A 14811-nucleotide genomic window follows, 5' to 3' on the forward strand; every position below is an offset into this window, starting at 1 on the left:
GCCTGGACCGGCGTCGAGGTAACCGTCACCCCCGCTGCCCATACCCCCGCAGCCTCTCCCCCGCCTCCGCCACCTGCCCCTCCGACAGCAGCGTCGGCGCGAGACCCGGTACCGACGACGCCGTGAGCCACAGGCGGGACATCCACTCCAGTTGGGCCGTGCGGTCGTAGGCCTGGTCCAGGGTCGTGCCGTAGGTGATCGTGCCGTGGTTCTGGAGGAGGCAGGCGGTGCGGTCGGTGAGGGCACGGAGCATGTTCTCGGCCAACTCCTGGGTGCCGTACGTCGCATACGGGGCAACCCGGACGGGACCGCCGAGGGCGCCCGCCATGTAGTGGATCAGCGGGAGCTCCGGGACCAGGGTCGAGACGGCCGTCGCGTGGACCGCGTGGGTGTGGACGACGGCGCCGGCGTCCGTGGCGCGGTAGACGGCGAGGTGCATGGGCAGCTCGCTCGTCGGCACCAGCGCGCCGAGCACCTGCCTGCCGTCCAGGTCGACCCCCGTCACGTCCTGCGGCGTCAGGCGGTCGTACGGCACTCCGGACGGCGTGACCAGCACCGTGTCACCGACGCGCACCGAGACATTGCCGGACGTGCCGACGACCAGCCCCTCGGACACGGTCCGGCGGGCCGTCGCCACGAGGGACTCCCAGGCGTCCGCCTCCTCGGGGCGCACACGCCTGCCCCACGGCTCCCCCACTTCCTGTGCACCCTCCCGCGCATCCCGCGCGCCTCGCTGGTCCCGCCGCTCCTCAGCCATACCGCGATCCTGCCAGCCGGGGTCGGCCGAGAGTGCGACGCGGCCTCAACTCACGACCGGGGCGGGGCACTTTAGGGCGGAAGACGGGCGTCCGGAAGTACACATATGCGGATACATCACCCTCTTCCCATGCTTGGCCGGGGATCGATCGGCATTCAACGACCCTCCAGTAATCTCTGGGGGATTTGTCGTGCACGTCGCCATTCCGGGGGGAAATATGGCTCGTGATCGCAAACCGTCCCGCCACCGCTCCCGCCTCATAGCGGCATCCGTGGCAGCGCTCGCCCTTGGGGGGACCGCACTCGTCGAGATTCCGGCCGCGGCGGCCGGCAAGCCCAAGGGGCATGACGTCTCGTCCCACCAGAAGAACGTCAACTGGCAGAGCGCGAAGGCGAAGGGCGCCAAGTTCGTCTACGTCAAGGCGACCGAGTCCCACACCTACCGCAACCCGTACTTCAACCAGCAGTACAACGGCTCGCGCAACGTGGGCCTGATGCGCGGCGCGTACCACTTCGCGCTGCCGAACAAGTCGTCGGGCAAGACGCAGGCGGCGCACTTCGTGCGCAACGGCGGCGGCTGGACGTCGGACGGCTGGACGCTGCCGCCCGCGCTCGACATCGAGTACAACCCGTACAGCAGGCACAAGTGCTACGGGCTGAGCAAGGCGAAGATGGTCAGCTGGATCCAGTCCTTCAGCAACGAGGTGAAACGGCTGACCGGCCGTCGTCCGGTGATCTACACCACCACGCACTGGTGGAACACCTGCACCGGCGCCAGCCGCGCCTTCGCCTCGAATCACGCACTGTGGATAGCCCGCTACGACTCCGCGACCGCGGGGGCACTGCCGGCCGGATGGCAGTTCTGGACCATCTGGCAGTACGACAACGGCAGCGGCAGCCTGCCGGGTGACCAGAATCTCTTCAACGGGTCGATGACCCAGCTGAGGAAGTTCGCCCGGGGCTCCTGAGCCTTGCGGCGCCTGGGCCGTGCGATGACCGACGAGACCGGCGGAGCAGCAATCTCCGCTTCCGTCAGAACAACCCCCTCCGCAGGACACCGTGCGGCCTGCCTCAGTTCATCTTCCGTTCACTCAGGTTACCTACGTTCGTCCGGACAACGACCTCGAACGATTGCCTGGGTAAATGGAAAACTTCTCGCTGATCCTCGCGATTGTGGTGGTAACCGCACTCGCGTTCGATTTCACGAACGGTTTCCACGACACCGCCAACGCGATGGCCACGACCATCTCGACCGGTGCGCTCAAGCCCAAGGTCGCGGTGGCCATGTCCGCCGTGCTGAACCTTGTCGGCGCCTTCCTCTCGGTGGAGGTCGCCAACACGATCTCCAAAGGTCTCGTCGACGAGACCGGCATCCGTCCCGAGGTCATCTTCGCCGCCTTGGTCGGCGCGATCCTCTGGAACCTGCTGACCTGGCTGGTCGGACTGCCCTCCAGCTCCTCGCACGCCCTCATGGGCGGCCTGATCGGCGCCACCATCGCCTCGGCCGGCGTCGGCGCGGTCCACGGCGACGTGCTCGTCACCAAGGTGCTGATCCCGGCGATCGCCGCCCCGCTGGTCGCGGGCATCGCCGCGCTGCTGGCCACGCGCCTGACGTACTCCCTCGGCAAGAAGGCCGACGGCAACGCGTCCAAGAAGGGCTACCGCGCCGGTCAGATCGCCTCCGCCGGCCTGGTCTCGCTGGCCCACGGCACGAACGACGCGCAGAAGACGATGGGCATCATCACCCTCGCCCTGGTCGCCGGCGGCACCCTCGCCCCCGACTCCGACCCGCCCATGTGGGTCATCCTCTCCGCGGGCATCGCCATCGCGCTCGGCACCTACCTCGGCGGCTGGCGCATCATCCGCACCATGGGCAAGGGCCTGACCGACCTCCAGCCGCAGCAGGGCTTCGCCGCCCAGACCAGCGCCGCGACGGTCATCCTGGCCTCCTCCCACCTGGGCTTCTCCCTCTCCACCACGCACTCCGTCTCCGGCGCGGTGATGGGCGCGGGCCTCGGCCGCAAGGGCGGCGTGGTCCGCTGGTCGACGGCCACCCGCATGTTCGTCGCCTGGGGCCTCACGCTCCCGGCCGCCGCACTGGTCGGCGCGCTCGCCGAGTACGTGACCGGCTTCGGCGCCTGGGGCACGGCCCTCGTCGCGGTGTTCCTGGTCGCCTCCAGCGCCGCCATCTGGAAGATCTCCCGCCGTGAGGTCGTCGACCACACGAACGTCAACGAGACCGACGAGCCGGCGGGTGTCGTCACCACGGCGATGGCCGCCGTGACCCCGCCTCCTACGGGCGGCACGGTGACCGAGGACCTGGCGGCCACGATCCCGGCCCCGTCCTCCGAGCCGACGCCTTCGCAGGCCACGGTCTGACACCCGGCCGTTTACTCACCCCAGTTACCCGGAAAGAAGAATCATGAAGATCGACTGGGTGGCCCTCGGCTCCGTCTTCGGCGTCAGCCTCGTGGTCACGGTGGCCCTGGTGGGCCTGTTCACCCTCGGTATCGCGGGCCTGTCCCGCCAGGAGAAGGCCTCGGCCCAGGGCGGTTCGGCCGCCCTGGCGGTCACCGGCGCGTACGCGTGCTTCGCCGCGTGTGCGGCGGCTGTGGCCTACGGCATCTATCTGATCGTGGCCTGACACACCGGCCTCCGCATCCGCCCTGCCCGCCTCCGTCTCACGACGGTGGCGGGCAGGGCGCTTTCGACTCCGGTGTGGGGTTCTGCACACTCCGCTGTCGCAGGTCAACGGCAAGTTGACGCCCCTTCCAACCCCGTGGTGGACTTCCGGAGCCATGTACGGCGGCAGAAGAGGAAGCCGGTGAAAGTCCGGCGCGGTCCCGCCACTGTCACCGGGGTAGATAGCCCCGGGAGCCAGGAACTCTCGCCGCCGGTCTCGTCGAACCAGGGCGTGGACACCCTGAGTGAGGACATAACGCGATGCTCGCCTGCCGATCGACATGCAGTATCAGACCCGCGTCTGACCCCACGGTCGGCTGACTCCGATGCGTGCCGATCGCGTCTTCGCGTACGGCGCCGCCGCCGGACTTCTCGGTGATCTGCTGCTCGGCGACCCTCGCCGGGGGCATCCGGTCGCCGCGTTCGGGCGTGCCGCCGGCGCCGTGGAGCGGGTGTTGTGGCGGGACCACCGGGGGTGGGGCGCGCTGCACACCGCCGTGTGCGCCGGTGGCGCCGTAGCGCTCGCAGCCGTCGCCGCTCGTGCCGTACGTACCTCTCCCGCCGCCTCCCTCGCACTGACCACCGCCGCCACCTGGGCCGTGGTCGGGGGGACTTCGCTCGCCCGGGAGGCCCGGGGCATCGGGCGTGCCCTGGAGGCCGGCGATGTCGAGGCGGCTCGGGCGCGGCTGCCGCATCTGTGCGGGCGGGATCCGCAGGCGCTGGATGCTGACGGGATCGCCCGGGCCGTGGTCGAGTCCGTCGCCGAGAACACCTCCGACGCGGTCGTGGGAGCGCTGGTGTGGGGGGCCTTGGGAGGAGTGCCGGCGCTGGTCGGGTTTCGGGCCGTGAACACGCTCGACGCCATGGTCGGGCACAAGTCGCCCAAGTACCGGCGGTACGGGTGGGCTTCGGCCCGGCTCGACGATGTCGCCGGGTGGCCCGGGGCGCGGCTCACCGCCGTGCTCGCGGCTGTGGCGGGGGACGATCCGCGGGGGGCCGTGCAGGCCTGGCGCGCCGATGCCGGCAAGCATCCGAGTCCCAACGCCGGGCCGGTCGAGGCGTCGTTCGCCGGCGCCCTCGGGGTGCGGCTGGGCGGAACCCTGTCGTACCGGGGGCGGGTCGAGCACCGGCCGGTGCTCAACGGTGCCGCCGGGCGTGCCGTCGTCACCCAAGACATCGAGCGTGCCGTACGGCTCTCCCGGCGCGTCGGTTGGCTCGCGCTCGGCGTCAGTGTCGCCGCGCGCCGCATCGTGAAGGGGCGTACGTCATGACGGTCGGTGGGCTTCTCGTCGCCGGTACCACCTCCGACGCCGGCAAGAGCGTCGTCACCGCCGGGATCTGCCGGTGGCTGGTGCGGCAGGGGGTCAAGGTCGCGCCCTTCAAGGCGCAGAACATGTCCCTCAACTCGTTCGTGACGCGGGAGGGGGCCGAGATCGGGCGGGCGCAGGCCATGCAGGCGCAGGCCTGCCGCGTCGAGCCGACCGCGCTCATGAACCCCGTGCTGCTCAAGCCCGGTGGCGAGCAGAGCAGTCAGGTCGTGCTCATGGGCAAGCCGGTCGGTGAGCTGAGTGCGCGCGGCTATCACGGCGGGCGGCAGCAGCAACTCCTCGGGACCGTGCTCGACTGTCTCGCCGAGTTGCGGGGCACGTATGACGCGGTGATCTGTGAGGGGGCCGGTTCTCCCGCCGAGATCAATCTGCGGCGGACGGACATCGTGAACATGGGGATCGCGCGCAATGCGCGGCTGCCTGTGCTCGTCGTCGGTGACATCGACCGTGGCGGGGTCTTCGCCTCCTTCTTCGGGACGGTCGCGCTTCTCTCCCCCGAGGATCAGGCGCTCGTCGCCGGGTTCCTCGTCAACAAGTTCCGTGGGGACGTCTCGCTGCTCGAACCGGGGCTCGACATGCTGCACGGCCTCACCGGTCGGCACACGTACGGCGTCCTCCCCTTTCAGCACGGGCTCGGTATCGATGAGGAGGACGGGCTGCGGGTCTCCCTGCGGGGTGCGGTGAGGGAGTCCCAGGTCTCCGCCCCCGTCGGCGAGGACGTGCTCCGTGTCGCCGTCTGTGCGATCCCCCTCATGTCGAACTTCACCGACGTCGACGCCCTGGCCGCCGAGCCGGGTGTCGTGGTGCGGTTCGTGGACCGGCCGGAGGAACTCACCGACGCCGATCTCGTCGTGATTCCGGGGACCAGGGGGACGGTCAAGGCCCTGGAGTGGCTGCGGGAGCGGGGACTTGCGGACGCGCTGGTCCGAAGGGCCGCTCAGCACAGGCCCATTCTCGGCATCTGCGGCGGCTTCCAGGTCCTCGGCGAGCACATCGAGGACGAGGTCGAGAGCCGCAAGGGGCATGTGGAGGCGCTCGGTGTCCTTCCCGTGCGGGTGCGGTTCGCGCGCGAGAAGACCCTCACCCGGCCGGTGGGGGAAGCCCTCGGCGAGCATGTCGAGGGGTACGAGATCCATCACGGGCTCGCCTCCATCACCGATGGCGAACCCTTCCTCGACGGCTGCCGGGTCGGCCAGACCTGGGGCACGCACTGGCACGGCTCGCTGGAGTCGGACGGTTTCCGGCGGGCCTTTCTGCGTGAGGTGGCGGCCGCCGCGGGCCGTCGCTTCGTGCCGGCCGCCGACACGTCGTTCGCCGCGCTGCGCGAGGAGCAGCTCGACCGGCTCGGCGACCTGATCGAACAGCACGCGGACACGGACGCGCTCTGGCGGCTCATCGAGTCGGGCGCGCCGCAAGGACTGCCTTTCATTCCACCGGGAGCGCCCGCATGAGCACTGTGTTGTTGTTGTCGACCGCCGACACGGATCTGCTGGCGGCCCGCGCCGCCTCCGGTGCCGACTACCGGATCGGCAACCCGACCCGCGTGGACGTCGACGGTGAGCTGCCCGCGCTGCTCGACGGCGCGGACATCGCCGTCGTACGGCTGCTGGGCGGCAAGCGGGCGTGGGAGGACGGGCTCGCCAAGCTGAAGGCGTCCGGCGTCCCGACCGTGCTGCTGGGCGGCGAGGCCGTGCCCGACGCCGAGTTGATGGCCGAGTCGTCGGTGCCGGCCGGTGTGGTGGCCGAGGCACTGAAGTACCTCGTCGAGGGCGGGCCCGCCAACCTCACCGAGCTCGCCCGGTTCCTCTCCGACACCGTGCTGCTGACGGGCGAGGGGTTCGTCGAGCCGCAGAAGATGCCGGAGTACGGCGTCCACGGCGAGCGTCCCCTCCTCGACGGCCGTCCGACGGTCGGCGTGCTCTTCTACCGGGCCCATGAGCTGAGCGGCAACACCGCCTTCGTGGACACCCTGTGCGACGCCATCGAGGCGCGGGGCGCCAACGCCCTGCCCGTGTACTGCGGTTCGCTGCGCGGTGCGGACGCGGAGCTCTACGAGATCCTCGGCAAGGCCGACGCCCTGGTCGCCACCGTCCTCGCGGCGGGCGGCACGCACGCCTCGCACGCGTCGGCGGGCGGCGACGAGGAGGCCTGGGACATCGGCAGGCTCGCCGAGCTCGACGTCCCTGTGCTGCAGGGCCTGTGCCTGACGTCGTCGAAGAGTGCCTGGGAGCAGTCCGACGCCGCCCTCTCCCCCATGGACGCGGCGATGCAGGTCGCGATCCCCGAGTTCGACGGCCGCCTCATCACCGTCCCCTTCTCCTTCAAGGAGCAGGGTCCGGACGACGTGCCCGTGTACGTCGCCGACCCGGAGCGGGCGGCGCGCGTCGCGGGGATCGCCGTACGGCACGCGCGGTTGAAGCACAAGCCGAACGCCGAGAAGAAGCTCGCGCTCGTCTTCACCGCCTACCCGACCAAACACTCGCGCGTCGGCAACGCGGTCGGCCTCGACACGCCCGCGTCGGCCGTACAGGTCCTGGACGCGCTGAAGGCTGCCGGGTACGGCCTCACCGAGTACCCCGACAACGGCGACGAGCTGATCCACCGGCTCATCGAGGCCGGCGGTCACGACGTCGAGTGGCTGACCGAGGACCAGTTGGCCGCCGCGCCCGCGCGGGTGCCGCTCGCCGACTACCGGGCGTGGTTCGACAAGCTCGACCCGGAGCTGCGGGACGCCATGCTGGAGGCGTGGGGAGAACCGCCGGGTTCGCTGTACGTCGACGGGGAGGACATCGTCCTCGCCTCCCTCCGGTTCGGGAACGTCGTCGTCATGATCCAGCCGCCGCGCGGCTTCGGCGAGAACCCGATCGCGATCTACCACGACCCGGACATGCCGCCGTCGCACCACTACATGGCGGCCTACCGGTGGCTGGAGAACTCGTTCGGCGCCGACGCGATCGTGCACATGGGCAAGCACGGCACGATGGAGTGGCTGCCGGGCAAGGGGCTCGGGCTCAGCGGCGGTTGCGCGCCGGACGCCGTTCTCGGTGATCTGCCGCTGATCTACCCGTTCATCGTCAACGACCCCGGCGAGGGCACCCAGGCCAAGCGCCGCGGTCACGCCACCGTCGTCGACCACCTCGTGCCGCCGATGGCACGCGCGGACACCTACGGCGACCTGGCCAAGCTGGAGCAGCTCCTCGACGAGTACGCGCTCGTCTCCGACCTGGACCCGACGAAGGCGCCCGCGGTCCGGGCGCAGATCTGGACCCTGGTCAAGACGGCCGAGCTGCACCACGACCTGCATGTCGACGAGCAGCCGGACGACGAGGCGTTCGACGAGTTCGTCATGCACATCGACGGCTATCTGTGCGAGATCAAGGACGTGCAGATCCGCGACGGGCTGCACATCCTCGGCGGCGGGCCGGTCGCCGAACCGCGCGTCAACCTCGTGCTCGCCGTGCTGCGCGCCGCACAGGTGTGGGGCGGGCAGGCCAACGCCCTGCCGGGGCTACGGGCTTCGCTGGCCGCTCATTTCGGGCTCGACGAGAAGGAGTTGCTGGCCGAGCCGGGGGCGCCGGTGAAGGTGCCGGTGGAGCTGTCCGACCTCGTCGAGGGCCCGTCGCGTACGGCGGCCGACGCGATCGACCTGCTGGAGCAGCTGTGCCGGCGGCTCGCGGAGGGTATGGAGTCCCGGTCGTGGGACGTGGCGGCCGTCCCGGCTCTCGTCCGTGACGTCATCGGCGCCGAGCTCCCCGACGCCGTCGCCGTGTTGGAGTTCGCCTGCGACGAGGTCGTGCCTCGTCTGGCGAGGACCACCGACGAGATCGGCCACATCCTCAAGGCCCTCGACGGCGGCTATGTCCCGGCCGGTCCGTCCGGCTCGCCCACGCGCGGCCTGGTCAACGTCCTGCCGACCGGCCGGAACTTCTACTCCGTCGACCCCAAGGCCATCCCGTCCAGGCTGAGCTGGGAGGTCGGCCAGTCGCTCGCCGACTCGCTGGTCGCCCGCTACCTCCAGGACAACGGCGAGTACCCGAAGTCCGTCGGCCTGACGGTCTGGGGCACGTCCGCGATGCGCACCCAGGGCGACGACATCGCCGAGATCCTCGCGCTGCTGGGCTGCCGTCCGGTGTGGGACGACGCCTCGCGCCGGGTGACCGGCTTCGAGGTGATCGGCCTGGCGGAGCTCGGGCGGCCGCGCATCGACGTCACGGTGCGCATCTCCGGCTTCTTCCGGGACGCCTTCCCGCATGTGGTCGGCCTGATCGACGACGCGGTGCGGACGGTGGCCGAGCTGGACGAGCCGGCCGACCGGAACTTCGTCCGCGCCCACGCCGACGAGGACACCGCCGAGCACGGCGACCGGCGGCGCGCGACGGCCCGTGTCTTCGGCTCCAAGCCGGGCGCGTACGGCGCCGGTCTGCTGCCGCTGATCGACGCCCGGAACTGGCGCTCGGACGCCGACCTGGCCGAGGTGTACGCCGTCTGGGGCGGTTACGCCTACGGGCGCGGGCTCGACGGGCGGGCGGCGCGCGGGGACATGGAGACCGCCTTCAAGCGGATCAACGTCGCCGCGAAGAACGTCGACACACGTGAGCACGACCTCGTCGACGCCGACGACTACTTCCAGTACCACGGCGGCATGGTCGCCATGGTGCGGCATCTGACCGGCGCGAACCCCGAGGCGTACGTGGGTGATTCGGCGACTCCGGACCAGGTGAAGACCCGCACGCTGGGCGAGGAGACGCACCGCGTCTTCCGTGCCCGCGTGGTCAACCCCCGCTGGATGGCGGCCATGCGCCGGCACGGCTACAAGGGCGCCTTCGAGATGGCGGCGACCGTGGACTACCTCTTCGGGTACGACGCCACGGCCGGGGTCGTCGACGACTGGATGTACGAGAAGCTGTCGGCCGAGTACGTCTTCGACCCCGAGAACCGGGACTTCATGAAGAAGTCCAACCCGTGGGCGCTGCGCGGCATCACCGAGCGACTGCTCGAGGCCGCCGACCGCGGGCTGTGGGCCGAGCCGGACGCCGACACGCTGGAGCGGCTGCGGGCCACCTACCTGGAGCTGGAAGGCGACTTGGAGGGCGACGAGAAGTGACAACTCCCTTCCCCTTTACGGCCGTTGTCGGCCAGGACGACCTGCGGCTGGCGCTGCTGCTGAACGCCGTGTCACCGGCGGTCGGCGGTGTGCTGGTGCGCGGCGAGAAGGGCACGGCCAAGTCGACGGCCGTACGGGCGCTTTCGGCGCTGATGCCCGAGGTGCCGGTCGTCCCCGGATGCCGTTTCTCGTGCGCCCCGAGCACCCCCGACCCCGCATGCCCGGACGGGCCGCACGAGGCCGGGGCGGGCACCGAGCGCCCCGCCCGCATGGTCGAACTGCCCGTCGGCGCCTCCGAGGACCGGCTGGTGGGCGCGCTGGACATCGAACGGGCGCTGTCGGAGGGCGTGAAGGCCTTCGAGCCGGGCCTCCTCGCCGACGCCCACCGCGGAATCCTGTACGTCGACGAGGTCAACCTCCTCCACGACCACCTGGTCGACCTGCTGCTGGACGCGGCCGCGATGGGCGCTTCGTACGTCGAACGCGAGGGTGTCTCCGTGCGGCACGCCGCCCGTTTCCTGCTCGTCGGCACGATGAACCCCGAAGAGGGCGAGCTGCGGCCGCAGTTGCTCGACCGGTTCGGGCTGACCGTCGAGGTCGCGGCCTCGCGGGAGCCGGACCAGCGGGTGGAGGTCGTACGGCGGCGGCTCGCGTACGACGACGACCCGGCCGGCTTCGCCGCGCGGTGGGCGGACGAGGAAGCCGCCGTGCGGGCGCGGATCGTGGCGGCGCGGGAGCTGCTGCCGTCGGTGCGGCTGGGTGACGGGGCGTTGCGGCAGATCGCGGCGACCTGTGCCGCATTCGAGGTGGACGGCATGCGGGCCGACATCGTGATGGCCCGTACGGCCACCGCGCTGGCCGCGTGGGCCGGGCGGACGGATGTGCTCGCCGAGGATGTGCGGCAGGCGGCGCTGCTCGCGCTGCCGCACCGCAGGCGCCGTAATCCCTTTGATGCGCCGGGACTTGACGAGGACAAGCTGGACGACACGCTGGAGCAGTTCGCCGGGGAGGGGGACGAGGATCCCGACCCGGACGGGCCCGGGGGCGGGGGTGGCGGGCAGCCACCGCAGTCCGGCGACGGCGGGCCTCAGGGTGGAGACACCGCCGCGCGTCCCGAGGCCGGGGAGAGCGGGGAGCCGCAGCCTTCGGGGGCCGGTTCGGGCGAGCAGCAGGCCGTGCGCGCCGCCGAGCCCTTCCGGGCCAAGGTGCTGAGCGTGCCGGGCATCGGCGAGGGTGCCGCCGGGCGGCGCTCGCGGGCCCGGACCGAGCACGGGCGGACCACCGGGGCCCGGCGGCCCCGGGGCGCGCTGACCAAGCTGCATCTGGCGGCGACCGTGCAGGCCGCAGCGCCGCATCAGCGGGCGCGGGGGCGGTCGGGTCCGGGGCTGGTGCTGCGGCGGGACGATCTGCGGCAGGCGACGCGGGAGGGGCGCGAGGGGAATCTCGTGCTGTTCGTCGTGGATGCCTCGGGGTCGATGGCGGCGCGGCAGCGAATGAGTGCCGTGAAGGGCGCTGTGCTGTCGCTGCTGCTGGACGCCTATCAGCGGCGGGACAAGGTGGGGCTGGTGACGTTTCGTGGGGCTGCTGCCGATGTGGCGTTGCCTCCCACGTCGTCCGTGGACGCGGCGGCGGCCCGGCTGGAATCCCTGCCGACCGGTGGGCGGACGCCGCTCGCGGCTGGACTGCTGAAGGCGCATGACGTGCTGCGGGTGGAGCGGCTGCGGGATCCGGCCCGGCGGGCGCTCGTCGTGGTCGTGACCGACGGCCGGGCCACCGGTGGGCCGGAGCCGGTCGCGCTGGCCGGGCGGGCGGCGCGGCTGTTCGCCGCCGAGGGGATCGCGTCCGTGGTCGTGGACTGCGAGTCGGGGCCGGTACGGCTGGGGCTCGCGGGGCAGCTCGCGGGTGAGCTGGGCGGTACGGCGGTGACGCTGGACGAATTGCGGGCGGACTCGATCGCCGGACTGGTGAAGGACGTACAGAGGAGGGCCGCGTAATGCCTCAGGGGCAGCCGAGTGTGGTGCCGGACGATGGGCTGACGACTCGTCAGCGTCGTAATCGGCCGCTTGTCGTCGTGCACACGGGCGTCGGGAAGGGCAAGTCGACCGCTGCGTTCGGGCTTGCCCTGCGTGCCTGGAATCAGGGGTGGCCCATCGGGGTGTTCCAGTTCGTCAAGTCGGCCAAGTGGAAGGTCGGCGAGGAGAACGCGCTGCGGGTGCTGGGGGCGTCCGGGGAGGGCGGGTCCGTCGACTGGCACAAGATGGGTGAGGGCTGGTCGTGGGTGCAGCGTGACGATCAGATGGACAACGAGGAGAAGGCCCGGGAGGGCTGGGAGCAGGTCAAGCGGGACCTGGCTGCCGAGACGTACAAGCTCTACGTCCTCGACGAGTTCGCGTACCCGATGCACTGGGGCTGGGTGGACACCGACGAGGTCGTCGATGTGCTGCGGAATCGGCCCGGGACCCAGCATGTGGTCATCACCGGGCGGAACGCGCCCGAGAAGCTCGTCGACTTCGCCGACCTCGTGACCGACATGTCCAAGGTGAAGCACCCCATGGATGTGGGTCAGAAGGGCCAGAGAGGCATCGAGTGGTGATCGCGTGATGTCCTCCTCCTCGTCCTCGTCCGTCCCCCGGTTGGTCATCGCCGCGCCGGCCTCCGGCAGTGGCAAGACCACCGTGGCCACGGGGTTGATGGCCGCGTTCGCCGCGCGGGGGCTTGCCGTGTCTCCGCACAAGGTGGGGCCGGACTACATCGATCCCGGGTATCACTCGCTCGCCACCGGGCGGGTGGGGCGCAACCTCGACGCGTATCTGTGCGGGCCGGAGTTGATCGGGCCGTTGTTCGTGCATGGGGCGCGGGGGTGTGACGTCGCTGTCGTCGAGGGCGTCATGGGGATGTACGACGGGGCCGCGGGGGAAGGGGAGCTGGCGTCCACCGCGCATGTGGCGAAGTTGCTGCGGGCGCCGGTGGTGCTCGTCGTCGACGCGTCGTCGCAGTCTCGGTCCGTGGCGGCGCTGGTGCATGGGTTCGCTTCGTGGGATCCGCAGGTGCGGGTCGGGGGCGTGATCCTGAACAAGGTCGCGTCGGATCGGCATGAGGAGTTGCTGCGGGAGGCGTTGGACTCGGCCGGAGTGCCTGTGCTGGGGGTGCTGCGGCGGGTTGCGCAGGTCGATACGCCTTCGCGGCATCTCGGGTTGGTGCCGGTTGCCGAGCGGCACGCTGCCGCTGTGGAGGCCGTGGGGGCGATGGCGGCGCAGGTTGAGCAAGGGTGCGATCTGGAAGGGTTGCTGGGGCTGGCCAGGGGTGCCGGTGCGTTGTCGTGTGCGGCTTGGGATGCGGGTGAGGTCTTGGCTTCCTCGCCCCCGCCGCCCCTTCCCGTCCCGATCTCCAGGGGCTCCGCCCCTTCGACCCCGCCAGGGGGCTCCGCCGCCCCCTGGGCCCCCGATCGGCCTGAACGGCCTCGTCCTCAAACTCCCCCGGAGGGGGCACCCCCGGACGGGCTGAAGAATGGCGACCGGCGTGTGAGAGTCGCCATCGCCGGCGGTCCCGCCTTCACCTTCTCCTACGCCGAGCACGCCGAGCTTCTCGCCGCCGCCGGTGCCGAAGTCGTTCCCTTCGACCCCCTGCGGGACGAGCAACTCCCGGACAGTACGCGCGGGTTGATCATCGGGGGCGGGTTCCCCGAGGTGTACGCCGCCGAGCTGTCCGCCAACGAACCCCTGCGCAAGGCCATCGGTGACTTCGCGTTGAGCGGCGCTCCCGTCGCCGCCGAGTGTGCCGGGCTGCTCTATCTCTGTCGGGAGCTGGACGGGCAGCCCATGTGCGGGGTGCTCGATGCCGGCGCCCGGATGAGCGAGCGGCTCACGCTCGGGTATCGGGACGCCGTTGCCGTCAGCGACAGTTCCCTCGCGGCGGCCGGGATTCGGATGCGGGGACACGAGTTTCATCGGACCGTCGTCGAGCCCGGCTCGGGGGCGGCGCCCGCCTGGGGGGTGCGCGCCCCTCAACGGCGGGTCGAAGGTTTCGTACAGCAGGGCGTGCACGCGAGTTATCTGCACACGCACTGGGCCTCGCAGCCCGGTGTCGCCCGTCGGTTCGTGGAGAGGTGCCGGACGTCATGAGCAGCAGCAGGTTGATCGGAGTCGGGGTGGGTCCCGGCGACCCGGAGCTGGTGACCGTCAAGGGCGTCAACGCTCTGCGCGCCGCCGATGTCGTCGTCGTACCGGTCATGGCTGGACCTGATGGAAAGGATGGCGGAGAGCGGGGGCGGGCCGAGGCGACGGTGCTGCACTACGTGCCCGAGGAGAAGGTCGTGCGGGTCGTGTTCGCGCTCAACGAGCGGACCGACCGGGGGCGGCGCGAGGCCGCCTGGGATGCGGCGGGCGAGCGGGTGGCCGAGCTGTTGCGCGGGCATGCCGCCGTGGCCTTCGCGACCATCGGCGATCCCAATGTCTATTCGACCTTCACCTATCTCGCCCAGACCATCGGCGAGTCGGTGCCCGACACCGTCGTGGAGACCGTGCCCGGCATCACCGCCATGCAGGACCTCGCCGCGCGGTCGGGCGCTGTGCTGACCGAGGGGACCGAGCCGCTCACGCTCGTACCCGTGACCGCGGGGGCGACCGTGCTCAAGGAGGCTCTCGCCGGGCCCGGGACCGTCGTCGCCTACAAGTTCGGCCGACAGGCGCAGGAGGTCGCCGAGGCTCTGCGGGAGACCGGGCGGATCGAGGACGCGGTGTGGGGGTCGGCGCTCGGGCTGGAGGAGGAGTCGATCCGGTCGGCCGCCGAGCTCGACGGCACGCCCCTTCCCTATCTCTCGACGCTCATCGCCCCCGCGCGGCGCGACGGCGGGCGGGGCGGCAAGCTCTGACGCCCGTACGACGTCCCGGGCGACGCCCGGCCGCCCGTCCCCGCTGATCCCCTGAACCCCCTTGTAGGAGA

General features: G+C 71.2%; 11 protein-coding genes and 1 riboswitch. Of the genes, 10 read left to right on the plus strand and 1 reads right to left on the minus strand.

Annotated features, from left to right (window positions below; all coding sequences use genetic code 11):
* Positions 1 to 25: 25 nt before the first annotated feature.
* Positions 26 to 757: a class II aldolase/adducin family protein gene (locus tag ACTMVF_RS37935; protein WP_441275633.1), complete on the minus strand. Its 732-nt coding sequence runs from the start codon at positions 755 to 757 to the stop codon at positions 26 to 28.
* A 217-nt stretch (positions 758 to 974) separates the two neighbouring features.
* On the opposite strand from ACTMVF_RS37935, the gene ACTMVF_RS37940 reads away from it, so the two are divergent.
* The 10 genes from ACTMVF_RS37940 to cobI all read left to right on the plus strand — a co-directional run bounded on the left by ACTMVF_RS37940 (position 975) and on the right by cobI (position 14740).
* Positions 975 to 1724 (plus strand): lysozyme, encoded by a 750-nt coding sequence (locus ACTMVF_RS37940; protein ID WP_441275634.1) that lies wholly within the window; start codon positions 975 to 977, stop codon positions 1722 to 1724.
* A gap of 175 nt (positions 1725 to 1899) precedes the next feature.
* Complete coding sequence (locus tag ACTMVF_RS37945) at positions 1900 to 3135, plus strand: anion permease (RefSeq protein ID WP_441275635.1); 1236 nt, start codon at positions 1900 to 1902, stop codon at positions 3133 to 3135.
* 43 nt (positions 3136 to 3178) lie between these two features.
* Positions 3179 to 3400: a hypothetical protein gene (locus tag ACTMVF_RS37950; protein ID WP_441275636.1), complete on the plus strand. Its 222-nt coding sequence runs from the start codon at positions 3179 to 3181 to the stop codon at positions 3398 to 3400.
* Positions 3401 to 3522: 122 nt separating this feature from the next.
* Positions 3523 to 3662, plus strand: a riboswitch (cobalamin riboswitch).
* Positions 3663 to 3764: 102 nt separating this feature from the next.
* A complete protein-coding gene (locus ACTMVF_RS37955) occupies positions 3765 to 4709 on the plus strand; it encodes a cobalamin biosynthesis protein (protein ID WP_441275637.1) in 945 nt (314 codons plus the stop codon).
* Complete coding sequence (locus ACTMVF_RS37960; RefSeq protein ID WP_441275638.1) at positions 4706 to 6217, plus strand: cobyric acid synthase; 1512 nt, start codon at positions 4706 to 4708, stop codon at positions 6215 to 6217. Before ACTMVF_RS37955 ends, ACTMVF_RS37960 begins: the two co-directional genes overlap by 4 nt.
* Positions 6214 to 9870 (plus strand): cobaltochelatase subunit CobN, encoded by a 3657-nt coding sequence (gene cobN / locus ACTMVF_RS37965; protein ID WP_441275639.1) that lies wholly within the window; start codon positions 6214 to 6216, stop codon positions 9868 to 9870. Before ACTMVF_RS37960 ends, cobN begins: the two co-directional genes overlap by 4 nt.
* Complete coding sequence (locus tag ACTMVF_RS37970) at positions 9867 to 11864, plus strand: putative cobaltochelatase (RefSeq protein WP_441275640.1); 1998 nt, start codon at positions 9867 to 9869, stop codon at positions 11862 to 11864. The genes cobN and ACTMVF_RS37970 overlap by 4 nt, the downstream gene beginning before the upstream one ends.
* Positions 11864 to 12463 (plus strand): cob(I)yrinic acid a,c-diamide adenosyltransferase, encoded by a 600-nt coding sequence (cobO, locus tag ACTMVF_RS37975; RefSeq protein ID WP_403345757.1) that lies wholly within the window; start codon positions 11864 to 11866, stop codon positions 12461 to 12463. The genes ACTMVF_RS37970 and cobO overlap by 1 nt, the downstream gene beginning before the upstream one ends.
* 4 nt (positions 12464 to 12467) lie before the next feature.
* On the plus strand, positions 12468 to 13991 hold the full coding sequence (locus ACTMVF_RS37980; protein ID WP_441275641.1) for a cobyrinate a,c-diamide synthase: 1524 nt from the start codon (positions 12468 to 12470) through the stop codon (positions 13989 to 13991).
* Positions 13988 to 14740 (plus strand): precorrin-2 C(20)-methyltransferase, encoded by a 753-nt coding sequence (cobI, locus tag ACTMVF_RS37985; RefSeq protein ID WP_441275642.1) that lies wholly within the window; start codon positions 13988 to 13990, stop codon positions 14738 to 14740. Before ACTMVF_RS37980 ends, cobI begins: the two co-directional genes overlap by 4 nt.
* Positions 14741 to 14811: the final 71 nt, after the last annotated feature.

This window comes from Streptomyces sp. SD31 (assembly GCF_052068475.1).
Lineage (GTDB): Bacteria > Actinomycetota > Actinomycetes > Streptomycetales > Streptomycetaceae > Streptomyces.